Below are 25,057 nucleotides of genomic sequence, written 5' to 3' on the forward strand. Positions count from 1 at the left end.
GCGGGTTCGAGGTAGCGTACGAACTGGGCGTCAGACTGGAGGAGGGGACCGTCGAGCTCCGACCCGACCGGTTCGACCTGGACGAACTCGATGTCGTCTACGACCCGGTGCGCTTCGAGGTCCGGTTCGATATCCCGGAGCTGTGTACCCCGTCCGTCTGCATTCCCGGCTTCCTGGGCCTCGACGAGACGTGCCTCCCCCAGATCTGCTTGTTCGAGACCGATCCCGACCTCTCGTTCGTCCTGGACCTCGGTGGCATCGTAGAGTCGGAGGTGTCGGCACTGCTGGCGGCGCACGTCGAGTTCTTCGAGAATCCCGACCGGACGCCCGGGATGACTGACCTCGACGCATACGACGACGACGTGCTGGACGCATGGCACGTCGTGATCGAGCCGGTCACGTTCGACATCGACATCGTGGACTTGGCGGACACGGTCGGGAACGCTCTGGAAAAGCGACTAGGCGACGAGATCCAGTCCCTCATCGACGCGATTCCGGGCGCCTCGCAGGTGATTTCGGCCGCAGCCGTCTTCGACTTCCTCCGCGACACCTTCGACATCTTCGACGACCTCCAAGAGGCGATCCACGACGAGTTCGAGACGGGAGCCAGCCTCGGCGGGACGATCCTCTTCGAGCTGGCCGAGCAGTTCGCCCGCACGAAGCCCATCACCATCCCGACGCCGTTCCCCGCCGCAGAGGACGACCCCGAGACGGCGGCGGAGGAGGGCCGGGACGTCGTACTCGTGCCCGTGCTCCTCCCGCTGGAGCGCCCACGGGTGGAGGTGACCGACGAGGAACTGATCGTTGGTCTGGACGTGGGGGTGGAACAGTGACGCTTCGAGCCAACCGGCACGTCCTAGCAGCGACCCGTGTAGACAGCGGTGCGCTGACTCAGGTCGGCGTCGTGCTCCACCGGTTCGACGAACCCGGGACGTACCAGTGCCGGGTCTTTCGCGGCGAACGGCTCGCAGGGCGCTGCTTCGTCGTCGTCGACCCCGAGGCCGGGGCCTCGGACGCGACCGTCGACCTCGCCAAGGTCGGACACGACGGTTCCACGCCGTCGACGGGCGCCATCGAGGCGGACGACCCGACGTACCGCGTTCATCCGAACGGGGTCGTCATCTTCCACGTCTCGCGCGGCTCGGGTAGTTACCACGTGGTCGCCAGCCGACCACGGGACGGCGGCGAGGGGTTCGAGACGGTGTTCGACAGCACCAGCCTCGGTACCGACGACGTCTTCCTCGCCCGACCGATACGACCGGGCCGCTACACGGTGACGAACGCTCACTCGAACGCGGAGGGCGAACTGATAGTGACCCGTCCCGAGAAAGGTGACCTGTTCACGCCGCGAGTGCCGGTGTCCGCGACGATCGGTGGTACTGTCGACCCCGAACGCGTCGAGACGGTCGCCGCGCAGGGCGTCGCGTACCGCGTCGAGCGCCGCGCTCGTGTCGTCGTCGAACACGAGGCGGACCTCGAGTCCGACCGCGGGGACGGAGACCGGGAGCCAGTGCGACCCCGTCCTCGGCCTCGTCCCGGCCGATCCATCGTCGGATGGCCGCCGTCCGACGACCGCTTCACGCTCGTCCATCCTGAGATCGGGGAGCGTTCGGACGCGATTCCGGTGGACGTGATCGAGTCGATTGGTGAGGCGAACGCTGAGGGACTGGCGAGTGTGGGCGTCAGGTCGGTGGCCGACCTCGCCCGGATGAACCCCGCATCCGTCGCACGTGCGATCGACGCGAGCCCCGAACGGGCGAGCCGGCTTGTCGAGACGGCCCAGCTCGTGACGCTCGGCGCGAGCTCGACCACCGCTGACCTCCTCACACGGCTCGGCGAGACCAGTCGGACGATCACGGGAGCGGACCCCGAGGACCTCCTCAAGCGGATCCGAACGGGGATTGCCGAGGACGAGCTCCCGGAATCGGACGGCTTTGACCCGGCAATCTCGGAGTTAGGGCCCCTCGTCGCGAACGCCAATCGGTTCGGAGCGCATGACTAATGGAGGGCGATTATCGGAGTGGCCCCCAATCAAGATAGTCGCGACGAACTGGCCCGCTAGGGTGACCGTCGTGGTCGACTGCAATCCGAAGAGAGATGCGAGTGGGATGGTTATTTTCGACGACACGTAGGGAGAAGTATATACGTGTGAGTCGCCTCTATATTCCTGAGGGGCACTCCCCACATCCCCCCACCCCCGATACGCCCCTCACTCTTCCTGTTGGCTAATTCTGCAGTAGATTTTAACCCGAGTCGCGGCAGCGATTACTCAGCACTCATCTAGGGGTCGGGTCATATTCTACTGTCTCGTGTCGCCAGCATCTGGCCATCGTGTTCTAGGCAATAGTCAGTGCTAAGGAGTACTTACTCCCGGTCCCGGTAGCGAGTATCGGAAAGCGACTGAGCCTCTGCTCCGCCGGATTCAACGCCGTGGTCAAATCGCCGTGAGTCATACAGCTGTTGAAACGCTCTTTTTTTGCGCCGTGAGGGGTGCGGCGCATTCTGGTCTGACAGAAAGCGTCGTGGTGAATCCGATGGCAACCAGTGACTCATCGGCCTCCTTCGAGGAGACCGACACGCGAACAGACGAGATGCACAGTACGATCGAAGCATGGCTCGACGACCTCGTTGACGATGTCGATGCGGCGCAGGCCAGCGACGAGTTCCAAGAGTGGCTCGACATCCAGAGTCGCTTCCACGACTATTCGCACCGAAATACGCTGCTCATCAAACGCCAGTGTCCCCAGGCAACGAAGGTCGCCGGCTACAACACGTGGCGAAACGACTTCGATCGGCACGTCCAAGAAGGCGAACAAGCGATCTGGATTTGGGCACCGATCATCACCAAGCGATGTCCCGAGTGCGAAAATTCGCCCAGCTACCACGAGAGAACTGATTGTGAGTACGACGAGACGCCGCCCGAGGAGTGGTCGAAAGGTCTCGTCGGGTTCAAACCAGCACCAGTCTTCGACGTCTCCCAGACAGAGGGAGAACCGCTTCCTGAACTGGAGACCGCAGCGTTTGGCGATGCCGACGACCTAGTGCCAGCGCTCAAAGATGCAGCTGATGAACTCGGTGTAACAGTACGTATCGTCGACGTTGACGACTGGGACCATGGCGACGCGAAGGGCGTCTGCAAGCAACGAAATCTCCACGAGCTCCAGCCAGTTGTCGAAGCGAAAGCCCGAGCGAACCAGGCAGATCTCGCTGTCACATCGATCCACGAGTACGCCCACGCACTGCTCCATTTCGATATCGAGAATGAACCCGAACGGGCAAAACGCGAGGTCGAAGCAGAAGCCGTCGCGTACATCGTCGGCCGGTATTTCGGCCTCGACACAAGCGGGTCTGCGTTCTATCTCGCTGCGTGGCAGGGTGATGACTCGGAGGTGATTCAAGAGCGCCTCGGTCGTATCAGTTCCACCGCTCAGGAAATCATCAGCACAGTCGTAGAGGACTGAAAACGCAAGTTATAGTTAACCAACATTCGAAGAAAGCGGTACTCGTTGTTGGTTAAGAGAGTTGTGAGGTGGTCTCTTCACGCAGATTTCGTCCTGATACAGCCGCTACAGACAGACGGTGAACTTACCACCTCAGCGGTCGCGTAACAGCACATGGAGGAGGAGAATGAGACAGCGTCAAGCGGAAAAGACATGGGGACAGGGATGGCGATTGGGATTGCAATCGGAGTCGGTATTGGTTCTGCGACGGATAATCTCGGACTGTGGATCGCGCTTGGAGTGGCACTTGGTGCTGCGATCGGAGCTGGATTGAGTAGCCAGAAATAGAGACTATGGTTCTGATTGAGTAGTGTGCAGGCTCTACTCCGTAGTCCTGTGCGTTGGCTGACGTTGACTACTATAGATAAGTTTGCGACCCATGTAATGGATTTTTGAATGAGTTCACTGCGATTTTGAACGGGAGTATTGTACAAGCGTTAAGTTCCGGTGCGAAAACAACTAGAGACTATGGCATACGAAGATCTTGACAAACAGCTCATCAACGCGCTTATTGGGAATGGACGGGCGAGTCTGCGCAGTCTTTCTGAGGAATTGGATGTCTCGGTGACAACAGTCTCGAATCACATTAACGATCTCGAAAATGAGGGAGTGATTACCGGGTATACGCCGATACTGAACTATGAGGATCTTGGATACGAAGCAACCGCCGTGCTACAGCTCAAAGTTGAGGGACAGGCGCTCTCGGACGTTATTAGACGGCTACAGGAGCACAAGCAGATAACGACGGTATACGAAACGACAGGGGAATTCGACATTATCGGTATTGGCTCATTTCGAGACACAGAGGACGTTAACCAGACGATCAAGCAGCTACTGAACGACGCAACTGTCCGGCAGTCTTCAACTGCGATCGTACTGAACAAACCGGTAGAGAATGAACAGTTTAAGCTTGATGTTGAATGAGCTGCCCGATCTGCAATGATCGGGTGCCGACCATTTCTTCTTCAGTCATTAGTACCCAAGATATGACTCAGTAGTTGGCCACAATCGGCATTCACTGGACGCCGTTATCCCCTCCAATGGCCCGTGCAAACGAGACTACCGAAGAAAGTCTGAGAAACGCCTTAGAGTACGTTGAGGAAGAAGAAGCAGAATACTGGATTTGGACCGCACTTCAGCAGCTCGTGTCGGGGTAGCAGTAAGTATCAGACGGGTCCGCTCGTATTACACTCTGGCTGTAGTCGTTGAAGTCATGAAGACCTCAACCTTCTCCCTGCATTCCGAAAGTAGGCTCTCGTACAAGGAATCGAAGTTTTCGATAAAATCGACAGAACCGTGGTGATTCAGTGCATTCGGGTCTAAATCATCTTGGCTCACGTCATTTGGTCGGGATATAACATCTACCGAAATACCTAAATCAGATAAATTCTCCTGTGCGTCCAATGTTGCAGAGTCTTCATGAAGGTCGTCTGGATACGATCCGGTAGTCAAGTATATGTATTGTATCTCGAGTTCACTGTATCGGTTCTGTAGGGCGTGAAGTTGTAATATGACGTTGTGCTTGTTACGGAGCTTCGAAGAATTGACTTCATTTTCAGCAGTTGTCTCTATAACTACTACCTGTTGGTTTTCGTAGTCACTCAAAACAATATCTAATTCTTGACTCATCTTCATCGGGCCTTCACATCGGCAGTTCAGTTTGACCTCTTCAAAATCAAAATCTACGTTAAGCTGAAAGGCAATTACAGCATTGAACAGGAACTCACCTTCGTCTTCTAACCCGAGTGAGTCCATTTGTCCTTCGTGACTGGCTATGAAATCATCATCTGTTTCGACCTCTGACGGTGGGTCTGACCCTGTCGCCAGTTCCAGTATATCGTAGTCTTCGAACTCACCGGGGATTGTGTAATCCACAGGAATATCGTGCAAGAGTCCGCTACCACCCAACATCCACAGATAGTTCGGATTCTCCCTTACTTTATCGGAGAACCAAGAAGACATGTACTCTTGACAGTCTTCACAGGCCTCGCTCGTACTTTCTTCTGCATATTCGATTGTATCAGGAACCTCAATATCTCTTCGTCCTTGCTCCATTGTTCTCGGGAGATTCGAGTGACCGGAATTGAATCCAAGTAGGGATTTTGACGGACAGACACCACAATTTCCATAGGCGTGGCCGAGGTGTGTCAAGGGATCTCGAACCTTCCCTCGACCATACGGGGTAGCGGCGTCATTTGGACACCAAATTGACGCAATCAGGTCGTCGTCTAAAATGACATGAGACAAGTCTCCCTGACCACTCCACCCCTCGTAATAGAAGGAGAACAGCCCTAAACGACCAATGTCGTCGAAGACGTTTCGTTCAGAAACGTGGTACTCTTCTGAATCTCGCGTGATTACTCCATTCTCACGTAGGATACTCAAAAAGGCTGTTTGGAGTCTTTCCCCATCCGAATCCGGAATGAGATTGAACGAATCAGCTGTTAATTGCTCTTCTTCCGGCATTCACAGTAGTATCCTGCAACAGCGGAGTGTACTTCTCTATACCGTCTAAATCGTCCAAGTCGTAAACCGTCTCAACGAGTTGTTTCGTTTGAGTGTTCTCGTATTCGCGTAGAACCTGTTTCAAGATAGCCCGCTCTTCCCGAGTTAGAGTTGAGCCTTCATAGTCGCTGTTAGACTCATAACGATAGTAGGTACCATTCTGTGAACGGCCTGATAACTCCCGTATCTCGTCACCGTCCATATCCTGCAAGGCGTCCACTATGTCTTCAGAATACGGGCCGTAGTGATACTTTATGTACTTGATGTTAGAAATTTGCCTATCACGGCCAATGTATGATTCTCGGTCTGCCAAGTAGAGAAGCTTCACTATCTTGGTTCTGGTGAGTGCATTACCCGAGAAGTGACTCACGAGGTACTCAATCATATCGTTGAGTTTAGCCTTCTCGGGCATTGTCCTATGATGAAATCAAACCTACTTCCTGAAATGCTTTGTTGTGTATTGGTACGAATCCACACCTCTGAAAGTTACACGGCGAATACATAGACTACCACTCAATGCAGTCCTCTATTTGGGAAAATGATAGCGTGATTGGCACTGTCTAGTTAACCTCCTGAGCTGGCGTTCGACCATCAAGCGATTGATGCGGTCGCTGAAAATTATAGTAATGAACGAACACTGCAAGCCATTGGCGGACGCTCAGCCGACTGCCCACCCATGAATTGTGGAAACGGTCGACCCTCATTTTGAACGTGTGAAACCACTTTTCGATGAGGTTTCTCTCTGTATAGTCAACCCGACCGTTCACACCTAATCGAGAGAAGGCAGTCCGATAGCCGAAAGCATCGGCCAGAAACACCGTGTCTGAACAATCGTGTTTCTCACAAACTCCGTGGAGAAACGCAGCCGCCGGATCAGTTCCGTGACGTTCGAACAACGCAACGTCAAGGATTACTTTTGTATCGAGGTCTATTGCAGCGTACAACCAAGACCACTTGCCGTTGATTTTGACAGCGGTCTCGTCAACTGCGACCCGCCTTGGCTGCGCCTTCGGCGGGTCTGACACGCTGTCAGCCAACCGATGTACCCACTGGAAAATCGCTTGAAACGAGCGTTCTACGCCGAGAAGATGCAGAATCGCTTCTGTCTCTCTGAGCGAAAGACCGGCAGCATGGAGTCGGACGGCGAACGCCCTGACGGGCGTCCCCAGAACCCGAAGGGTTCTGGTGTGCGAACGAGACGCGAAGCGTCTCGTTAACGTCGCCGTCCGCTCCCGCTGCCAACATTCAAGCGTAGAGGTGGCTAAACTCTGCTTGAGCAGGTCTCTGAGTAGCATGAATTACTAGCTCTTCGACCTGCTCGTTCCTTATCTAGACAGTGCCATTTTACTTTATCTCTCCGAGCGCTGACGGTGACGGCGGCGCCCCCCAAGACAGGACAGCGTGTCCTGAGTGTCCTGTTGTGTCCTCCCCCCGGGGAGAGGACACAACAGGACAGAGATTCGGGAGTTAGAGCGCTTACAGGTGGTATTTTTAGAGGGCACCCGAAGTGTGTCCTGGGTGTCCTGGGTGCAAACCGAATCTATCGAGCGTGCGAGCGAGCGTGTGCACGGGTGCACATACGTGCGCTCACGCTATAGATTCCGATTAGGGGAAGGACACCCAGGACACGTCAGTACTCTTACCACCGAACACCCGCAACACCGCCCGTAGCGCCTGTTTTCACGGCCGGCCTCTGTCCTGGGTGGGAAAGGATACGCCACCCGCACCACCCACATAGAACGCCTTGGACGTCGCCAGAGACGCCTCTACGCGACGGATATGACGGTGTCCTCCTCCGGGGGAGGACAGAGGCAGGACAAAACACACGGCCGTCGCGACGATGTCGACACCCGACGCTTGACAGTCGGTGGCCGGCGAGAGAAGAGAGAACAGTTCGGTGCTACTGCCCGTCGCCGCTGTCGGGGAGAGCTTCGGTCTCGCCGTCGCTCTCCTCACGGCGTGCGAAGAACCGCTCGGCGTGGTAGTGGCGTACCGCCAAGGTCCTCGGTGAGATCGGCACGGACGTCCTCCCGGAGGTCCTGGATAGCTTCACTGGCCTCGGCTCCCCCCGTACGACTTGGTGCGAGACGACCCGTCAGGAGCCGGCGACTGCGTCCTGTTCCGGTCGTACCTCGAACCAGAACCCTCGGCCGTCGATGAAGCCGCGAAGGGAGCGAAGGCAGACGCGAGGCGGTTAGCAGAGTGGGTCAAGGCCAAGAAGGTGAAGAAGGCCCGCGGGGACATCATCTTCCACGCTGTCGAGAACTTCGAGGACTGCGACGGCGAGCGTGCGAAGAAGCTCCTCGACATCGCCGCCCGGCAGGGGTGGTTGATCGGGACTCCCGAAAGCGACTACGAGGCGAACGTCTGAGCGGCGGCCTTCCGCCTACGCCTCGGCTCCGTCTTCGCTCGCGCTGTCGCCAGCGGTGAGTGGGAGTTCGACGGCTATCTCGTCGTACCAGACAACCGGGCGCTTCGGTTTCCCGGGGCCGTCGGTCTCGAACTTGATGAGGTCCAGCTCCGCGAGTTCTTCGAGGTTCCCGTGGACCTGCCGAACGTCGCGGTCGACGAGGCGGGCGGTCTCTCGGATACTCGCTGGCGCCTCGGCCGCGAGGACCCGCAGGAGTTCGAGATTCTTCGGTCGCGTCACCCGATGTAGGTTATCGACGTCGCGATAGACGCGTTCGAGGTACGGCTCCGGCTCTTCGCCACGGTCGAGCGCCGCGAGCGTCTCCTCGATGCGCTGCTCGTTCCCGGACCCGAACCGGATGTGCATGATGCGGTGTTTGCTCTCGTCGTCTTTGCTTCGGTCGGGGTCAGTCCCAGTGTTCGCCATAGTTTCGTACCTCTTGTTTAAAATCGTGGAAGAGATCCAGCAGGCCATCGAACTCGACCGGCTCGATTCCTCCGTCCTCGGTGTGTTTGTGATGCAGCGGAGCGTCTGGGTGGTCCGGGAAGTTGTCGTACCGGATGATCGTCCCGTCGTCGTCCTCGGGAGCGTCGCTGCGGCCGTACTGCATGCGGTACTTCACGCCGTCGGGGTAGCGCTCCGAGCGGGGGACGTGATAGGCACTGACCTGTGCGTAGGTCGCGTTCGTCGGGAACCGCTCCCGGACGTCCAGCACTTCGGTCGCCGTGTCGTCGCCCTCCGCCATCAACTGTTGTTACACACCACAACAGTATAAGGATGCTGCCGAGGAGCGCTGAAGGAGTTCTACGAGGCCCAGCAGAACACGGTCGCCGCGTTCAACGAGGTGATGGAAGACCTCGACGACGAGTACGAAGCCCACGGCCGACCGGCGGGCGAACACCGCATCAACGACCCCCCGCCGTTCGAGAAATGGGCCGACGACCTGTTCAACCGAACCGTGGGGAGTCCTGGAGGACGAGACTACGGACTGTACGGGCGGTGCGAGGCGACAGCGAAGTCCAGAGGCGGACGGTGTCGCCAGCCTGCGACCGGGGAGCACGGAAAGTGCTACTACCACAGTGGCGCTCCGGGAACCGGCGTCGGCGAAGAGCAGACCGACTGGAAGGCCGCAGAGAAACGCGCCCGGGTTCGCCGGCGCATCCGGGAGCATGTGGGCCACGCGGACGACGTTGACGAACTGGCTGCGGACTGACGCCGGAGTGGCGTCACATCGACTTCGCAAGGGCGTCTGGTAGACTGAGTTCTGGAGCACCGACGGGAGGCGGGCGACCGCGCTACGTACGTCCTGCTTCGCCATCCTCCAAAGCTAACATGTGGACGCTAGTTAGGCGTCAGACAGAAGTCACTCAGACGTCGAATATATGCCGATATGACGTTGGCGGGGTAGAGAGAACGAATGTCGCCCCTGCCGATTTATGGGACGTGTGACCCGAGTACTGGGTACGATGGACGGAACGTCGGGGAAGTAAGGCGACGTCGACGACGACACTCTCGCTTCAACTCCACGAGGGTACGTCTGAAACCAGCGAGTTGTCGGATATGTTCCGCTACCGAGGACAGCTTCAACCCCACGAGGGTACGTCTGAAACCGAGTCCGGCTACCGGACTCTCCACAGACGACGGACGGCTTCAACCCCACGAGGGTACGTCTGAAACACGTGTCGAGCGGCGGGGCCATCGAGCAGTACAACAGCTTCAACCCCACGAGGGTACGTCTGAAACTATTCTGCCGGGGTATCGCTACCCGGTCCCGGAAGCGCTTCAACCCCACGAGGGTACGTCTGAAACCCGCACATCCTCACCATCGGTCAGACGCGCGCCGGGCTTCAACCCCACGAGGGTACGTCTGAAACGGCAACGCTCGTCGCTGTTCAAGTGACTCAGAACACGCTTCAACCCCACGAGGGTACGTCTGAAACTTCGAACCCCTGAACGCTGTACCCCATTCGACACAGCTTCAACCCCACGAGGGTACGTCTGAAACAGCGTCAAGACCGTCTCCGCAGGCCGCACACGCGCTTCAACCCCACGAGGGTACGTCTGAAACGCGAGGTATCGAGACTGTAGATACGCGTCGGGTGCTTCAACCCCACGAGGGTACGTCTGAAACGCGTCCCTTCGGCGTCGTCGCCCCCGTTCGGCGCTTCAACCCCACGAGGGTACGTCTGAAACAATCGAGCACGCATCAATCGCATACTCGCCAGTCGGCTTCAACCCCACGAGGGTACGTCTGAAACTGAGGGCGTCCCGGTCGGCCTCGCGCACGTCCCGGCGCTTCAACCCCACGAGGGTACGTCTGAAACACGAGCGGGGGCACGTCGCCGACTACGGTGCGTTCAGGGACCTCGTGGCGCTTCAACCCCACGAGGGTACGTCTGAAACAAGTCCATCTCGTGCCTCCGGTCGGCGAACTCGTCGCTTCAACCCCACGAGGGTACGTCTGAAACCTACTGGCACTGCGAGCGGTGCATGATGTTCTACCAGCTTCAACCCCACGAGGGTACGTCTGAAACGCGAGCGGTCGCCCGGCGAGCCCGAGTCATCCTCGCTTCAACCCCACGAGGGTACGTCTGAAACAGTGGAAACGGATTCAAGAGTTCGCCGCCCTCGACGCTTCAACCCCACGAGGGTACGTCTGAAACCAGATAGTATGGTGAATCCGGGCGGCCCTTACGCGCTTCAACCCCACGAGGGTACGTCTGAAACAACGCCTCGAACTCAGCCGCCGGAAGCTACAGAGCGCTTCAACCCCACGAGGGTACGTCTGAAACTCCTCGTGACCGTCGGCGGTTCGGATGTCGGTACGTCGCTTCAACCCCACGAGGGTACGTCTGAAACGCAGAGGGGCTTTCGCGTCCTGATTCGCCTCCTCGCTTCAACCCCACGAGGGTACGTCTGAAACTGACGTCTCAAAACATCCCGCAGGCGACGCAATTGAAGCTTCAACCCCACGAGGGTACGTCTGAAACTCGCGGAGGTCTCCGAGAGTCGTCTCCTCCCCCGCGCTTCAACCCCACGAGGGTACGTCTGAAACGTCAGTGATGACGATCAGGACGGACTCTCGGCGCGCTTCAACCCCACGAGGGTACGTCTGAAACTCCGGTCGGCGTCATCCATGGCTTCGTCGTGTGGAGCTTCAACCCCACGAGGGTACGTCTGAAACTCGGCAGTTTGGGCGTGTTCGGCCGTCGTCGCAGCTTCAACCCCACGAGGGTACGTCTGAAACACCTCATGGCCTCCGTGGAGGGCGACACCATCGATGAGCTTCAACCCCACGAGGGTACGTCTGAAACCACTTCTCTTCTCCGCGGTGGTCGTAGCACCGGAGGCTTCAACCCCACGAGGGTACGTCTGAAACGCTCTTCGGTTTCTTCGACAGGTTCGGCACCGGAGCGCTTCAACCCCACGAGGGTACGTCTGAAACGGCGGCCGGGGCGTCTCCCGGCGCCGTCGCGACCTCGCTTCAACCCCACGAGGGTACGTCTGAAACCGTGCGGCGGTCGCTCTCGGTCGGGCGGCCGAAAGCTTCAACCCCACGAGGGTACGTCTGAAACGCGAGTTCTTCCATCACCTCGGTCTCCCGCTCGGCGCTTCAACCCCACGAGGGTACGTCTGAAACGACGATGTAGTCGTACCCATCTTCGAGCGAATCGCTTCAACCCCACGAGGGTACGTCTGAAACCTCGACAGTAGTTCTCGGCGGCCACGCGCACGGGGCTTCAACCCCACGAGGGTACGTCTGAAACCGGCAGTGTAGGGCCTCCCCGGCTCCATCGCTTGGCGCTTCAACCCCACGAGGGTACGTCTGAAACACCATGAGCGCGAGCAGGCAGGCAGCGAGCAACCGCTTCAACCCCACGAGGGTACGTCTGAAACCCGAGCCGTCGCGCGCCGTCATCGTCGTCAGGGTGCTTCAACCCCACGAGGGTACGTCTGAAACATCCGCTCCAGAGGACTTGCATGAAGTCAAATCCTCCGCTTCAACCCCACGAGGGTACGTCTGAAACACCCTGACGTAGTCGGGAGAGAACAGCCACCCGACGCTTCAACCCCACGAGGGTACGTCTGAAACCCCTCGGGTTTGATGTATTTGAGTGGGTGGATGAGGCTTCAACCCCACGAGGGTACGTCTGAAACTCGAACTCACCGGCGGATTGGAAATCCCCGCCGATACGGCTTCAACCCCACGAGGGTACGTCTGAAACAGCACCATCACCGAGTCCCGGTCACTCCCCCTGCGCTTCAACCCCACGAGGGTACGTCTGAAACCGAGGACGCACGTTTCGCCTCCGTCCGCTTAAACTCGCTTCAACCCCACGAGGGTACGTCTGAAACTCGGCTACGGCCATGCAGCATACGCGACTCGACGGCTTCAACCCCACGAGGGTACGTCTGAAACTCAATCTCCCGTTCGCCCGCACGGTCGACGTCGCGGCTTCAACCCCACGAGGGTACGTCTGAAACTCCGCCATATTGCACGGTACATCTAACGCATACTGCTTCAACCCCACGAGGGTACGTCTGAAACCGCCGACACGGCACGTGATTGAGGCCTTATCGTGGTCGCTTCAACCCCACGAGGGTACGTCTGAAACACTCTTGAGAGGTCTGCACGACAGCGCCTTTGACTGCTTCAACCCCACGAGGGTACGTCTGAAACGGGAACGGTTGCCGGCAGCACTCCGACCCCAACCCGCTTCAACCCCACGAGGGTACGTCTGAAACTTCGGGAGAGCGCGTCTCCGACCTCCCGCGTCGGGAGCTTCAACCCCACGAGGGTACGTCTGAAACCTGTTGCTTGTGCGCCGATTCGTAGACCGCCTCGGGCTTCAACCCCACGAGGGTACGTCTGAAACCATGGTGATTTTGCCCACCATACCACCTCTACCAGAGGAATACACTTCATCATTTCCGTCGACCTGCAATCCCCCCCAAACCCCCGGGGGGTCGACATCAGTTAGAGGAACCGACTGTCCTCGGTCGGATCGTCCCCATATACGGCCCGATTCAACAAGCTGTCCGAGGAAAGCTCATATACCATAACTGACTCCCCCTCCTGCAGTAGGTCTTCGATCTCCCCTTTCAATGTCGTCAGGTCGCCTTCCGAAATCTCGCCTTCGAGTACCGAGTTCTGGACGTGAACAAGATATCGACGACAGAGTTTCAGCATCAGCTGAGTCCGATCGGCCTCCATGTCGTAGACGACGATGACGTACATCTACCACCACCGCTTGAATGAGTCGTAGGACTCGCCGGTCAACAGGTGCTTCTTTAGTTTGTACGCCTCCAAGCGAAGCAGATACTGATAGCTCACCTTCCGGTTCAGCGTTGGGTGCTCGACTGTTCGCTCAAGTGTCTGCTCAAACTCCTTCAGAAACGTCGTTCGCCCCTCTTCGTTGAGTAGACAGGAGCCAACCTCGTCTCGGAAATCGTCTCGGCTGATCTGCTTCCGGTTGACCAGTCTGAACAGCAGCCGATCCGTCAACACAGGCTTGAACAGGTCGGCAATATCCAGCGAGAGCGAGTACCGGCGCTCACCCGGTTCGTGAAGATAGCTGATGGTCGGGTCGAGCGCGGTAGCACGGATTGCTGAGACACAGTTTGCGTACACCATACTGTTCCCGAACGAGATGAGCGCGTTCACAGGGTTCGGTGGAGGGTTGTACTCTCGACCATCGAACGCGAACGAGTTGGGAAGAACTGCCTCGAACGTTCGGTAGTACGCCCGGCGGGCCGTCGCTTCCACGCCCATGAGCTCTGAGATATCGGCAGTGTCGCCGATACGTGCAGTTGCGTCATCCAGATCCTCGATTACGCCCCCGAGCTTGTACTCTCGACTGTCGTAGTATGTGACGTTCGTCCGCATGTTGTGGATACTCCCACGGACGAACGAAGCGGCGAGAGACTGCCGTTGCTCCGGATCGTCGTACGCCCTGACCTGCTCAACGACGGTTCGACCGCTCGTCTGGCCGCGTTCGGGCATCAGCGATCCCGCGTAGCGATCGTTCCATCCAAAAACGTGTACGGCGACGCCGTGGTCGTTGAGAAACGACATCAGCCGCGTGTTGTAGTCGATCTGTCCGTGCAGGTAGATCGCTTCGGCGTGTTCGACGGGGATGTGTTTCTTCTCGCCGTCCGCTGTCTCCAGCCGGATCGTGTCCTCGCTCCGTTCGATGCGCCCGTCCGAAAAGATGTGGTAGTTCTTGTCCATGATCAGATCCAACAGAAGTCGTGGTAGGCACACGACTCGCAGTACGGTTTCTCAGTGGCTTCCGGCGGGCTGTCCGCGGTCACGACCGCGTGAATCCCCCGGATCGCCGACTCGACTTTGTCGCGCCGATCGTCGTCGAGGGAGACATCCTCACGTCGACGCTCAGTCGGGTGTGCCAACACGCCCTCACGTTCGACGCCGAGTACCCGGTCGAGGTACCAGAGGTAATACGAGAGCTGCATCCGCGCTGGCTCAGTCAGCGTCGAGGAGGGTTTCACCTCGACCACCCGACCGTCTTCCAGTAGGTCGAGAGCGATCATCCCGAGTCGAAGGTTCTCCTGAGAACGTTCGCCATAGGAGGACTCGTCGACGCGGGCCCCTCGGGCAACGCTCGCGTTCTCCCGGTCGATCTCGACGTTCCGGCTCTCGAACCAGAGTTCGCGTTCACAGACGTAGTAGTACTGCATCATCACGCCGGTAACGCGAAACGGGTCGTCGATGGCGTCGCCCTGAGCTGTCGCCACCAGTCGAGAGACAGGGTCGCTCACAGCAACCGAGCCTCCACACTCGTGTCGGGGATGACGATGCCGTCGGTGGCGTCGAAGTAGCCGTCATGCCGTCCCGGGCGCCCGTCGAGCACCAGCCGGTCGGTGTCGGGGAACAGCGGCTCGCACGCAGCGAGTTTCTCCATCGTGTCGTCGCCGGGGTAGACGGGAACGGAGACCTGCCAGTCCGCGGTCGACTCGACAAGGTCGTCCAGATCGTCCCACCGGTACTCGCCGAATGCTCGCCGGATCTCTTCGACGGTCTCGCGCTCATCGGCCGTTCTCGTCACGATCACGTCGACGGCGGGCCGCTCGTCGATGAGCGAGAGTCGCCCGAGCTGTTCGACTTCTGCCCGCTCGAGGTACTCCACGTACTCGTCGGCACCGACGTCACGCCCATCGAGCAGGTCGAAGTAGTGTTCGACGGCATTTCGAGTTACGTCTGGCTCGGGCATTGGGTCACCGTCGTAGACCGTTGCCAGCGCTTGGCCAGTCAATTTGGTGAGACTCTCTCCTCGACCGTAGACCGCGCTTGCGGGCGTTGTCTCGCGGTTCGGCGGCGGCGCGAGCTGCCAGACTGTCACGCGCCCACGGTTGCGGTCGTATGACCGGTTACATCGACCCGCAGCCTGCACGAGACTGTCCATCGGCGCGAAATCACGGATGACCTCGTCGAAGCTCACGTCGACGCCCGCCTCGACCAGCTGGGTGGAGACGAACAACACTGGTTCACCCGCTTCGGCGAGGTCGGATGCTACGTCGATGAGGTGGCGTCGGTCACACGGGCGGTGGCGTGTCGTGAGGTGGACCAACAGCGGTTGCCCCGAGCGTCGTCGACGGATCGCGTCGGCGCGTGTTCGCTTGGGCGGTATCGATTCGGTCGATTCATCCGTGTCGTCGAGCAGTTCGTCGTACACCTCATTGACGTCCACTGGTGTTGTTCGGTCGGCAACTGACTCGGTGAGCTCACGCGCGCTGTCGATCGTGTTGCAGATCGCCAACACCGAATCGCCGTCGCCCGCCCGGGTCGCGACGAGGTCGCCGGCTCGGTCGTAGGAGAGCGCTGCTGACTCCGCGTCGTCGTCGGTCGTGTCGCTCTCTTCACTGTCCTGCCCGGGAAGCATCGCGGTCGCGGACGGGTGAAGCACGAAGTCGAGCCGGTCCAGCTCGTCGTAGTACGGATTAGGATCCGCGACAAGGGAGAACGGCTCTCGGTCGCCCGCAGACAGGAGTTCAGGCTGGGTGGCCGTCATGGCGATCACCGACGCACCGTACTCCTCGGTCAACAGTTCGACCAGCCGGTCCACAAGCGGCCACCACTCAAGCGGCAGCGCCTGCGGTTCGTCGAGAACCACCACGCACCCGTACAGCGAGGGGAGCTTCATCGAGCGGGCGTTTGTCGGCCCGGCCAGACTCTCGAACATCTGGACGAACGTCGTCACGACCATCCCCGACCGCCAGCTCTCGCCGAGGAGGGCGGCGACGTTCTCGACGGCGTCGTCTGCGACTGATTCGGGCTCGTCCGGCGGCGAGACGAGGGTATCCGCAAGGTGGTGGTCGACGGTGAGTCGTTCGCCTCTCTCACCGGCCCCGAACAGTTCGCGGCTCTGTTCAGCCACCTGATCGATAATGGACGTGTACGGCAGTGCATAGACGAGGCGCCCCTCGTTTGGGTTCGACGCCATCTCACTCCCCTCGAGCACTGTTAGGGCGGCGTCCAGCCCCGTGAGTGTCTTCCCCATGCCCGTTGGGAGCGTCAGCGTCGCGACGTTCCGATCGTCGTCGACGAACTCTTTGGCGCGAGCGTGAACCTCCTGTCGAGCGTCCTCGCGCCGCTCGTTCATCTGTTCCGTGCGCGGGTCCAGCTCTGTCTCAGCATTCTCAGTCTGGAGTTCGTCGATGTACGCGTCGATTTCTAGCCGCCCAGGGGTCGGCGACCGGTAGGCCTCCCGGCCGATTTCGATTCCGGTCGATAGGTGCGTCGCGCTCGCCTTGTCGGCGAAGACGAGCGCACTCCAGACCTGTAGCACTGACTCGTAAAAGCCGGGAGGAAGTTTCTCCGGTGCGGGGCGAAGTCGCCGGCCGCTACAGACGGCTTCCGCGACCCACGGGAGCTCGATGGCTGCATCGGAATCGGCGAGCCGTTCGTGGAACGTTTCCCAGTCTCCAGCACCGCCCGTCGCTCGGTCCACGAGTGCCTCAGCGAGTTCAGGAACCGTCTCGTCGATGTGTGCTGCCTGTTCGAGCGCGTCGGACCGGTAGAATGTCTGGATCCGTCCGGACTGCTCGACGCTCGCTCGGTGCACGTAGTCGGCGGTATCGGGGAGGCGTCCGTGGTGTCTCGCGACGGCCAGAAAGCCGACGAGCTGATCGGCGCCGTCGAACCCGCGTGCCTCCAACGCGTAGTGGGCGAGTAGCGCCGATATCGGGGCGTGGTGTTTCGGTCCAGCTGGCTGTGCGTCGTCCGAAAGGAGATGCTCGCGGAACCACGCGGTCAACTTTCCGAAATCGTGGACTCGTGTCACCACCTCCGCCAACTCGGAGAGCGAGTTCCCCTCCGGTGTCTCGGCGTCGTCGGGGACGAGCCATCCGACCCGCTCGCGGACGTCGTCCAGATGTTCTTCGAGTGGGATCCGTTCCCCGTCAGGTCCGATGTGTGACGGTCGGTCGGTGAAATCGACCATGACTACGCCCCCTCGTGGCTCACGAGAACATCACCCGTCGGCCGTCGACCTCGTGGGTCTCGACGTCCTGTACACGGAGTGGTTCTGCCCCAGTTGCGTACGCAATCGACTGGAACGCCGTTGTCGTCCGGCCACCTTCGTCGGCCGCCATGAACGCCGGTGAGCGTTCGACTTTGACCTCCGTTTCAGGGGTGAGTTCGACGCTATCGACGGCTTCGAGCACCACCGAATCGACATCGGTCGTCTCGCGCTCGTGAGGCGTTAGCTCGAACTCGCCGAGATACGTGACCTCTGCAAGATGCTCCGAGAGGCCGAGACTCGGCGGGTAGTAGGACGTCCCATCGCGGAGTCGGTCCTGCAGTCGCCCTCGGAGATCGTCGTTCGCGAGCTGGAGATCGACACGGTAGGCCGGTTCGACGAGCACCTCGTAGTTGTGTTGCTGGCGGAGCTCCGATGGGTCAGGCATCGAGATTCGTGCATGCCCGCGGCTGGGCATCGTCGTCATGTGCTCTTTTGCCGTCGAGAGCGTGTTCATCGGCATATTGATCGCCCGGAGCTCGTCGATCGGCTCCACCGCGACAGCCGACACGTTCTGGCTGAACGCCTCGTAGTAGCTGTCCCGGTCCAACCCAAGCATCGCGGCGACGAGACCGGCGACAGTCGTCCGGGGAATGATCCGATACGTCTGTTTGACGATGTTCCCCTCGACCCGTCGGAAGTGCCCCCACTCCCCGCGGAGTTCGAACGAGAGACACGTCTCTGGGAGCCCGTCGTCCTCGTCGGTCCTGCCTTCGAGTGACTCTTGGGCCATCACTCGGGCATTGTCGCGGCAGCCTCGTCGTAGACGTCGACGACCTCAACCGTCTCGTCGTCGACAGCCTCACGGAGCACGTCGTAGAAGCCGTGCTCGCTGGGCTTGTCGCCCGCAGTGTAGACCTCGTCGTCGACGGTCACGTCGAGCACGTCGCTGGCGACGACACGAACGCGGGCGATACGGTCGGCGTGGCGGCCCAACCGGGAGACGAGCTCAGTCCCATCGAGCGTGAACTCTCGGACGTTTCGGAGTTCGTCGACAGGGGCCGAGCGCTCTTCATCGATGTCGAGGTCACGGGTGAGGCCACCGAGGTGGAAGCTCTCGTCTTCGTACTCCACACGGAGGTAGAGTCGTGGCTCTTGGCCGACTTTGCTCCGGCTGATGGTCTGGTTCTTGATCGCGCGCCACGGGAGGGTGTCGAGACGCTCGACGTCAGCCTCGGAGAGCTTCGTGTCGGCGGCACCGTTCTCATCGACCAATCCGTGAAACGCGATGAAGCCATACTGAATACGGTGGTCGTCGAGGTCGAACCCACCCTGCTCTTTCCCCTCGCCGGTCGCGATGACGCTTGTAAGGCTGTTGTACTCCTCGTTCTCGGTTACAGGATGAAGCGTCTTCGCGGGCGAGAACTGGACGGGACCGGTAAAGTGGTCTGGAAGGTAGTCCTCGAACCCCTCGTAGCTCCCCTTCATGTCGACGCTCATCGTCGCGCCGAAATACCGCACGTCGGCGCTGGCGTCAAGGAACGTGCCGAATACTTCCTCGCGGAGTTCAGCCGCCTCATCGTCGTCCAGATCGCCGAGCTCCCAGTCGTCCGGGTCTAGCTCACGCATCCGGTCCGCGAGCAGGTCTTCACGCGAGGACTGCTTGCCCGCCTCGTTTTTGACGTTCCGCACGTAGACGCCGTGGCCGTCGTCGTCTAGCTGGTCGCGGAGGTAGCGCTTCAGCCGGACGTCGGTCACGATCGCCTGCTGGGTCTCGGGATCGATGCGCGGCCGGTTCGCCCCGCTCAGGGGGTTCCCGTTCGGGTTGGCGTCGACGGCGTCGTAGCAGAAGACGATCTCGGATCGGTTCGTTACTGGGTCGTAGCTGTCGTCGGCGTATGTGTCGTCGGTCATGCTTCTTCCTCCTCGGCTGCGGGCTGGCCATCGGCCTGTTCGTCGTCGTCGCTGCTCGTCCAGTTGTTCATCCCGTAGGCAACCCCGAGCGAGTAGTAGAATCGAAGGTCCGTTGTGTCGAGTTCCCAGTCGCCGTCGATATCGAGCTGGGGGAGCGTCGTCACCAACCGATCGACAACCTCGCTGTACATCGTCCCCGCCATATTGTTCTCCCGGGAGTAGACGATGTTCTTGTCAAGCACGTCGCTGGCAAGGCGCTTCAGCTTCGACTCTGTGACGGCCTTGATCGGGTACTGGTCGATTAGCGTCGTCGAGCGCCCCTCACTGACTTGCTGGTAGCCAGTTACTTGACCGACCAGTGCGCCGAGGAGGAAACTGCCACGCCGTTCAGGCTGATCCTCCGCGAGCGCCGGCGTCTGTTCAAGGAACTGTTCGAGCTTCGTCTCCCGAGCCGCGGCGACGTTCCCGCCGTCAGCTCGGGCTGGTGTGTCCTGTTGCATATCGTCTGTCTGGTCGTGTGTCAACTGCCGCGGCTCTGCGACCGGTTCGTACGCGTCGCGTCCGGTGAGAAGCCCCGCTTCGGCGAGCGCACAGAGCTGTGCGTACTGTGCAGCGACACGGAAGCTCGGGAACTCCTCGCCCTCGTCCTCAAGCAGTCGTTCCACGTACTCTGTGAGCACCGTCTCGATGTCGAGCGGCTCGCCCGAGAGAACGGCCACGAGCGCACGGATTCGATAGTCGTCGGCGCTGGCGTCGTCGTCATCGGCCGGCGCGAACGTCTGTTCGAAGTACCAGCCGGTTGCGAGGGTGCTCAGCAATGCCGACTCCTCCGGAACGAAGATGTCCCAGTTGTCCGGTGTCGGGAACGCGGCTCGAAGCCCCGGATCGGGGTGGTCGGCGTCACCCTCCGCGTCGTACAGCCACGATCGGAGCACCCGCTGGTGCGATCTGGTGAGCTCGACGGGCGAGAACAGCGTCCCGTCCATACTGTCGCCGAATACGTCGAAGCGCTTCGTCTGGTGTTCCATCACTGCAGCGACGTAGAACCGGAAGCGTTCACCCACTTCCTGCAGCCGCGGGGTGTCCTGATAGCTTCGGTAGGCGCTCTCTAGCGGGCTCATCTCTCCGGCGTGAACCAAGTCGTAGAGAAGCCCGTAGAGATCTCTCGCATCTTCCGGACCAAGCCGCCCAAAAAAGTACGGGAGGTAGTAGACGTTTGCCCCCATCGTGTAGTAGTCGCAGGCGTCGACGAACGTACTCGCGTTCATCAGCGTCACTGCAACGTCTTCCGAGACTGGGTGTGTCCGCCACGCCTCGTCCGGATCGAACCCGGGGAACTTCTCGAGCTGCTTGCCGAGGAAGTAGTTCAGCGGATCCTCAGCTGTCCCGACAGTCGGGCCTCGATTGCCGGTCACGAGATCGGTTGCCTCACCGATGGAATCCGTGGCCTCTCCCTTCGAGACGAGCTTCGATCGCTTGCGCGCTCGCATTGCTTCGTTGAACACGGAACTCGCCTCACCCGGGAGGAGATACTCGCCGTCAGGCTCGGATTTGACTGCGACGGTCGTGAGCGCCGTCGTCTTGCCGTCGAGCTGTTCGTCGACGGCTGTCTCGATGCGTTCTCTAAGTCCCTCACTCTCGCCGAGCTCGGCGAGCGCGTCGACGATCCATCCGTCTTCGTGATCGGCGACAGCCTCTTGGATCACGTCGTCGGCCGCCCACGCGGTGAGCCGTTCGTGGAGATACTCCGCGACCTTCTCTGGCTCTTTGTTCTTGCCCGTTCGGTGGGTGACACTGTGGTCGAACCCTTTTGCGGCGTTATACCACGAGTGGGCGACTGCCTCGACTTTCTCCTTGCCGTAGCTCTCGACACCGATCGGTTGGTCGGGGTCGAGGCGGGGCTTGTCCTCACTCAGATCGACGCGGAGATAGAGTAGGCTCTCGGACTCGTCGAACAGGTCGGTCGATTTCTCCGGCGTCAGGTAGGCTGCGTACTCGCCACCTCCGGCGGTTGCGAGCGTGTATAGACGCCCGTAGACGTACTGGAGATCGCGGAGCGAGGTGATCGGTCGATCAGGCAGCTCGCTCGCTAGCTTCTCGTCGTCGCTGTAACGCTTCTCGAACGTCGACGGCTCGGGGAGCAGACTCATCCGTGGACCTCCGCCGCGGGTTCGCCGTACGGGTTGCGCTTCTCGACCAGGTTACAGAAACCCAATCCAAGCGCGTTTCGTTCCCCAAGCCCGCAGTCCAGTACAAGGTTGAGGTGGCGTCGATGGTCATCGTCTCTGACGGTGTAGTTGAACTGCCACTTCGAGAGCACGAAGGTTAGCTCCTGGTCTGCGGTTACCTGAATCGGGACGGCGAACGTCTTCAGTAGCTCGTATCCCTCGAAGAGATCGCCCGCAGTGTCGCTCGGACCCGGAAGATATTCCGGGCTGAACAGCTCGTGTTTCTGGTCGAGATTCGCTTCGACCTGCTCGCGCAGTGGCTCGATTGTATGTTCTGGCTGCCAATACACCGCCTCTTCGCCGGGGTTCTCAATTCCATAATCGTCACAACGCCATGGTGGGATGCGCACGAGGAGTCCAGTGCCAGTCTCGATCGTCCCGCTGCTCCCTGGTTCGCCGACGTCCGGTGACAGTGACGTGAGTTCGTCGATATGGAACGGCATCTGGCCGATATTGAGCTCGCGATCGGCGGTCAGGTCTTCTGCAACATCGGCCAGTAGTTGCTCTTGGGGGGCCGAAATCAGCAGAGTGCGCTCGTCCCCTTCCTGCATATCTCCCGGCGGGAAGGGGTTACTGTAATTGAATCCCGGTGGGCGGTTTTCGTCATGATACTGTTCGTACTCCGTGCCCTGCAACGCTCGCCAGATCCGACCTCGGAGCTTGTGGTGATACGCGTTGTCGTATGCGGCATCAGCGCGCGCGTGTAGCCGTGCTAGTAGTCTCACAGTGTTATGTCGATTTAGGTACCGATTCCATGGTAGTTATTCTTTTCTCCTGATGAGAAGTACATGCCAGCCCCCACCTCACCGAAGTTCATCTGAAACTTGTGACAGTGTTGGCACCATACTGGTAACTTCAACCGCAGTTGCGTTCATCTGATACGGATTGGGTGCCTCATCTAGCCGCAACCATCATGAGTGCTGGGTGTATACCCACCTATTGCACTATTTCCGTGCGGTGCTTGCATGCCTAGGGCCCGGAGTAGATATCAGGAATATCTACTCCCCTGAGGCAAACATCATATTCTTGGCTTCATCAGTATCCTATTTCCTCGCTACCGATATAGTTGTTTCTACCACTATGGAAGAGTTCCGCACGCTCCTGCTTCAGTCCCACAAGGATGCATCGCCGAGGGGCAAGTCTCGGAGATGCGGGAAGCCATCGACACTGCCGACGATCGGATCAAGATGAGGCATGACGAGTCTCAGAGCGGTTCGAATGATCGTTGACACCAGCTTCATTCTCAACGTTTTCGACGATCTCGACGAAGCAGTGGTCTGTCGCCGACTCCGAGTAGCACTGCGCACCTACGCGTTGAGCGAGTGAAAATTGCTCCCATGAGGTTTCGTTTCGAGGCGGCGTACGTGGTGGCCAAGGCGCCCGATTCGGCCGAGACGCTGACCCCCTGGACCTATCTAAGATTTTAAAATAGCGGTATTCAGTGTATGAGAGGACAGAGGCACCACCGTCTGGCGATTTTCACTCTGCACGCGGGGTCTTGGGCCACTTCCGTTTAGAGCCATAAAACAAAGTGAATATGGAAGGGTCGTCGCTGTACCCTCATCCCATCCAATGCCAACCACAGAATCCAGGGGTTACAACCCGCAAAACGCCATTCCAGTCTCACGGAGAATTTCGTGACCGTCGACGACTCCGAGGTCTCCCAAGCTGTCGGCCGCTATCTCCGCTCCAGCGGTGACTCCGACCAGTACCGTCACACCGCCGAAACCGTCCTCGACCAGTTCACCGTCTGGCTCCGACGTCGCGATCTCGAGACCTTCGGCTCCTTCGAGAACGATGGCGAGCAGATTCTTCGCCGGTATGCCGATAGGCTGAATCAGCGCGTCGAGGCAGATGGAATCGCAGCGTCGACAGCACAGATGTACTATAACGTCGTGAGCGGATTTCTCGGCTACTGTGTTCGCGACGGCGTCCTCTCACAGAACCCGGCACTCACTGATCGTGCTCGTGAGCCTTTGCCTCGCGACGATGAAGACCGTACGCAACAGTTCTGGACGCCCGAAGTTCGCCAGCAACTCGTCGAGTACACGAACGACCGCGCGTACGAAGCAATCGAAGCAGACGGTCTCGACGCGACACAGGCCGTCCAAGACCGCGCGTTCATCCACGTCCTCGCGTACACGGGTGTCCGAGGAGCAGAGGTCTTCCGCGTGAGCGGCGACGACCGCTCGGGCCGACAAGGACTCACCTGGGAACGTGTGGATATGGACTCGTGGACGTTCCGCGTCTGGGGGAAATCGCAGTCGTGGGAGGACGTCTCCGTACTTGAACAGGCTCGTGAGGCAATACAGCAGTGGAAGCGTATTCAAGATCCTCCGACCGAAGCGTGGCCGGTGTTCCCGACCGGCCACGCGCCGTCAAAGTACGCTGTGGTCCGCGATGCACGCGAGGACGCCGACGCACTTCTCAACGACGCTGACGTCAACGAGGTTCTCCGCAAGTACGAAATCGCACCACCGACGGTCACGACCCACGGCGCGCGTCGGGTCCTCGCGCGAATCGCCGCCGATGCCGGCGTCAACGTCGACGGAGAGGCACCGAAGCTACACGGTGCTCGTCGCGGCCTCGGGGACGCGCTATTCCGCAAAGACCGGGGACTGGCGTCCGACGTCCTGCGGCACTCCAGTCTCTCCGTGACGAAAGCGGCCTACTCGCACATCGACGCTTCAGAGCGCGGTGAGACCGCTAGCCGGCTCCTTGACGAGTAGTCTTACTATTTCTCCACCAGAGATATGGGTGAAATAGCCGTTTAGTAGGGCTTGCGGATTCATCACCTAAGACTCATTTTGCTTGCGCTCGCCAGTGGTGAGTATGAACTGGAAAGTCCTTCTGATTATTGTATTAGTTGGTCTCTCTTGGCCTCTCTTCATCTATTCCTCACAGAAGCAAGACTGGAATACAATCCGGAATGTCGGGATGATTATTGTCTTTAGTGGTTCCACAGCGAGTGCGGTTCTTGTAATTATCCGCCCCTTTGAGCCGTCGTTCCGCCTGTCAATG

21 protein-coding genes and 1 CRISPR repeat array are annotated in these 25,057 nt (G+C 59.5%); of the genes, 8 read left to right on the top strand and 13 right to left on the bottom strand.

Annotated elements, in window-relative coordinates; all coding sequences use genetic code 11:
• From NDI79_RS20540 to lrp, 5 genes are all read left to right on the top strand, one after another.
• Positions 1-833 (top strand): hypothetical protein (locus NDI79_RS20540; protein WP_310930564.1); only part of this gene is annotated, 833 nt, incomplete at its 5' end.
• Complete coding sequence (locus NDI79_RS20545; RefSeq protein ID WP_310930565.1) at positions 830-2,002, top strand: helix-hairpin-helix domain-containing protein; 1,173 nt, start codon at positions 830-832, stop codon at positions 2,000-2,002. The genes NDI79_RS20540 and NDI79_RS20545, both read left to right, overlap by 4 nt.
• Before the next feature lie 532 nt (positions 2,003-2,534).
• Positions 2,535-3,461, top strand: coding sequence for an ArdC-like ssDNA-binding domain-containing protein (locus NDI79_RS20550; protein WP_310930566.1), 927 nt, complete (start codon positions 2,535-2,537; stop codon positions 3,459-3,461).
• A 153-nt stretch (positions 3,462-3,614) separates the two neighbouring features.
• On the top strand, positions 3,615-3,788 hold the full coding sequence (locus NDI79_RS20555; RefSeq protein ID WP_310930567.1) for a glycine zipper domain-containing protein: 174 nt from the start codon (positions 3,615-3,617) through the stop codon (positions 3,786-3,788).
• A gap of 180 nt (positions 3,789-3,968) precedes the next feature.
• Entirely contained in the window at positions 3,969-4,424 is a 456-nt protein-coding gene (gene lrp / locus NDI79_RS20560) for an HTH-type transcriptional regulator Lrp (protein ID WP_310930568.1), read from the top strand.
• Between the two features lie 261 nt (positions 4,425-4,685).
• Here the strand turns inward: lrp and NDI79_RS20565 are convergent, their stop codons facing one another.
• The 3 genes from NDI79_RS20565 to NDI79_RS20575 form a co-directional block, all read right to left on the bottom strand.
• The gene (locus NDI79_RS20565) at positions 4,686-5,966 is read right to left on the bottom strand and encodes a hypothetical protein (RefSeq protein ID WP_310930569.1); all 1,281 of its coding nucleotides are present in this window, start codon (positions 5,964-5,966) and stop codon (positions 4,686-4,688) included.
• On the bottom strand, positions 5,938-6,417 hold the full coding sequence (locus NDI79_RS20570) for a Panacea domain-containing protein (RefSeq protein ID WP_310930570.1): 480 nt from the start codon (positions 6,415-6,417) through the stop codon (positions 5,938-5,940). The genes NDI79_RS20565 and NDI79_RS20570 overlap by 29 nt, the downstream gene beginning before the upstream one ends.
• Positions 6,418-6,565: 148 nt before the next feature.
• On the bottom strand, positions 6,566-7,300 hold the full coding sequence (locus NDI79_RS20575; protein ID WP_310930571.1) for an IS6 family transposase: 735 nt from the start codon (positions 7,298-7,300) through the stop codon (positions 6,566-6,568).
• A gap of 785 nt (positions 7,301-8,085) precedes the next feature.
• Between NDI79_RS20575 and NDI79_RS20580 the strand changes: the two genes are divergently transcribed.
• On the top strand, positions 8,086-8,376 hold the full coding sequence (locus NDI79_RS20580; RefSeq protein ID WP_310930572.1) for a hypothetical protein: 291 nt from the start codon (positions 8,086-8,088) through the stop codon (positions 8,374-8,376).
• A gap of 15 nt (positions 8,377-8,391) precedes the next feature.
• Here the strand turns inward: NDI79_RS20580 and NDI79_RS20585 are convergent, their stop codons facing one another.
• Together NDI79_RS20585 and NDI79_RS20590 are read right to left on the bottom strand one after the other, a co-directional pair.
• Positions 8,392-8,841 (bottom strand): HVO_A0114 family putative DNA-binding protein, encoded by a 450-nt coding sequence (locus NDI79_RS20585; protein ID WP_310930573.1) that lies wholly within the window; start codon positions 8,839-8,841, stop codon positions 8,392-8,394.
• The gene (locus tag NDI79_RS20590; RefSeq protein WP_310930574.1) at positions 8,822-9,160 is read right to left on the bottom strand and encodes a toxin-antitoxin system TumE family protein; all 339 of its coding nucleotides are present in this window, start codon (positions 9,158-9,160) and stop codon (positions 8,822-8,824) included. Before NDI79_RS20590 ends, NDI79_RS20585 begins: the two co-directional genes overlap by 20 nt.
• A gap of 102 nt (positions 9,161-9,262) precedes the next feature.
• On the opposite strand from NDI79_RS20590, the gene NDI79_RS20595 reads away from it, so the two are divergent.
• The gene (locus tag NDI79_RS20595; protein WP_310930575.1) at positions 9,263-9,628 is read left to right on the top strand and encodes a hypothetical protein; all 366 of its coding nucleotides are present in this window, start codon (positions 9,263-9,265) and stop codon (positions 9,626-9,628) included.
• Positions 9,629-9,929: 301 nt separating this feature from the next.
• Positions 9,930-13,292: a CRISPR direct-repeat array (repeat unit 30 nt; unit sequence GCTTCAACCCCACGAGGGTACGTCTGAAAC).
• Positions 13,293-13,393: 101 nt separating this feature from the next.
• Here the strand turns inward: NDI79_RS20595 and cas2 are convergent.
• The 8 genes from cas2 to cas6 are packed head-to-tail and all read right to left on the bottom strand — an operon-like array spanning position 13,394 to position 22,761.
• Positions 13,394-13,654: a CRISPR-associated endonuclease Cas2 gene (gene cas2 / locus NDI79_RS20600; protein WP_310930576.1), complete on the bottom strand. Its 261-nt coding sequence runs from the start codon at positions 13,652-13,654 to the stop codon at positions 13,394-13,396.
• Complete coding sequence (cas1b, locus tag NDI79_RS20605) at positions 13,655-14,647, bottom strand: type I-B CRISPR-associated endonuclease Cas1b (RefSeq protein WP_310930577.1); 993 nt, start codon at positions 14,645-14,647, stop codon at positions 13,655-13,657.
• 2 nt (positions 14,648-14,649) lie between these two features.
• Positions 14,650-15,195, bottom strand: coding sequence for a CRISPR-associated protein Cas4 (cas4, locus tag NDI79_RS20610; protein ID WP_310930578.1), 546 nt, complete (start codon positions 15,193-15,195; stop codon positions 14,650-14,652).
• Positions 15,192-17,876: a CRISPR-associated endonuclease Cas3'' gene (locus NDI79_RS20615; RefSeq protein WP_310930579.1), complete on the bottom strand. Its 2,685-nt coding sequence runs from the start codon at positions 17,874-17,876 to the stop codon at positions 15,192-15,194. The genes cas4 and NDI79_RS20615 overlap by 4 nt, the downstream gene beginning before the upstream one ends.
• A gap of 19 nt (positions 17,877-17,895) precedes the next feature.
• Positions 17,896-18,687, bottom strand: a complete 792-nt coding sequence (cas5b, locus tag NDI79_RS20620; RefSeq protein WP_310930580.1) for a type I-B CRISPR-associated protein Cas5b — start codon at positions 18,685-18,687, stop codon at positions 17,896-17,898.
• Complete coding sequence (gene cas7b / locus NDI79_RS20625; protein ID WP_310930581.1) at positions 18,687-19,808, bottom strand: type I-B CRISPR-associated protein Cas7/Csh2; 1,122 nt, start codon at positions 19,806-19,808, stop codon at positions 18,687-18,689. Before cas7b ends, cas5b begins: the two co-directional genes overlap by 1 nt.
• On the bottom strand, positions 19,805-21,958 hold the full coding sequence (cas8b, locus tag NDI79_RS20630; RefSeq protein WP_310930582.1) for a type I-B CRISPR-associated protein Cas8b/Csh1: 2,154 nt from the start codon (positions 21,956-21,958) through the stop codon (positions 19,805-19,807). The genes cas7b and cas8b overlap by 4 nt, the downstream gene beginning before the upstream one ends.
• Complete coding sequence (gene cas6 / locus NDI79_RS20635) at positions 21,955-22,761, bottom strand: CRISPR-associated endoribonuclease Cas6 (protein ID WP_425499640.1); 807 nt, start codon at positions 22,759-22,761, stop codon at positions 21,955-21,957. The genes cas8b and cas6 overlap by 4 nt, the downstream gene beginning before the upstream one ends.
• A gap of 912 nt (positions 22,762-23,673) precedes the next feature.
• Here cas6 and NDI79_RS20640 point away from each other — a divergent pair.
• Positions 23,674-24,765, top strand: coding sequence for a tyrosine-type recombinase/integrase (locus tag NDI79_RS20640; RefSeq protein WP_310930583.1), 1,092 nt, complete (start codon positions 23,674-23,676; stop codon positions 24,763-24,765).
• Positions 24,766-25,057 lie beyond the last annotated feature (292 nt).

This window comes from Halogeometricum sp. S3BR5-2, from assembly GCF_031624635.1.
Classification (GTDB): Archaea; Halobacteriota; Halobacteria; order Halobacteriales; family Haloferacaceae; genus Halogeometricum; species Halogeometricum luteum.

Bases quoted from the DNA above. Each gene is read 5' to 3' on its own strand.
- lrp (WP_310930568.1), top strand. From the start codon at position 3,969: ATGGCATACGAAGATCTTGACAAACAGCTCATCAACGCGCTTATTGGG.
- cas7b (WP_310930581.1), bottom strand. From the start codon at position 19,808: ATGACCGACGACACATACGCCGACGACAGCTACGACCCAGTAACGAAC.
- NDI79_RS20615 (WP_310930579.1), bottom strand. From the start codon at position 17,876: ATGGTCGATTTCACCGACCGACCGTCACACATCGGACCTGACGGGGAA.
- NDI79_RS20590 (WP_310930574.1), bottom strand. From the start codon at position 9,160: ATGGCGGAGGGCGACGACACGGCGACCGAAGTGCTGGACGTCCGGGAG.
- NDI79_RS20575 (WP_310930571.1), bottom strand. From the start codon at position 7,300: ATGCTACTCAGAGACCTGCTCAAGCAGAGTTTAGCCACCTCTACGCTT.
- NDI79_RS20570 (WP_310930570.1), bottom strand. From the start codon at position 6,417: ATGCCCGAGAAGGCTAAACTCAACGATATGATTGAGTACCTCGTGAGT.
- NDI79_RS20585 (WP_310930573.1), bottom strand. From the start codon at position 8,841: ATGGCGAACACTGGGACTGACCCCGACCGAAGCAAAGACGACGAGAGC.
- cas2 (WP_310930576.1), bottom strand. From the start codon at position 13,654: ATGTACGTCATCGTCGTCTACGACATGGAGGCCGATCGGACTCAGCTG.
- NDI79_RS20550 (WP_310930566.1), top strand. From the start codon at position 2,535: ATGGCAACCAGTGACTCATCGGCCTCCTTCGAGGAGACCGACACGCGA.
- cas8b (WP_310930582.1), bottom strand. From the start codon at position 21,958: ATGAGTCTGCTCCCCGAGCCGTCGACGTTCGAGAAGCGTTACAGCGAC.
- NDI79_RS20555 (WP_310930567.1), top strand. From the start codon at position 3,615: ATGGAGGAGGAGAATGAGACAGCGTCAAGCGGAAAAGACATGGGGACA.
- cas1b (WP_310930577.1), bottom strand. From the start codon at position 14,647: ATGGACAAGAACTACCACATCTTTTCGGACGGGCGCATCGAACGGAGC.
- cas5b (WP_310930580.1), bottom strand. From the start codon at position 18,687: ATGGCCCAAGAGTCACTCGAAGGCAGGACCGACGAGGACGACGGGCTC.
- NDI79_RS20565 (WP_310930569.1), bottom strand. From the start codon at position 5,966: ATGCCGGAAGAAGAGCAATTAACAGCTGATTCGTTCAATCTCATTCCG.
- NDI79_RS20595 (WP_310930575.1), top strand. From the start codon at position 9,263: ATGGAAGACCTCGACGACGAGTACGAAGCCCACGGCCGACCGGCGGGC.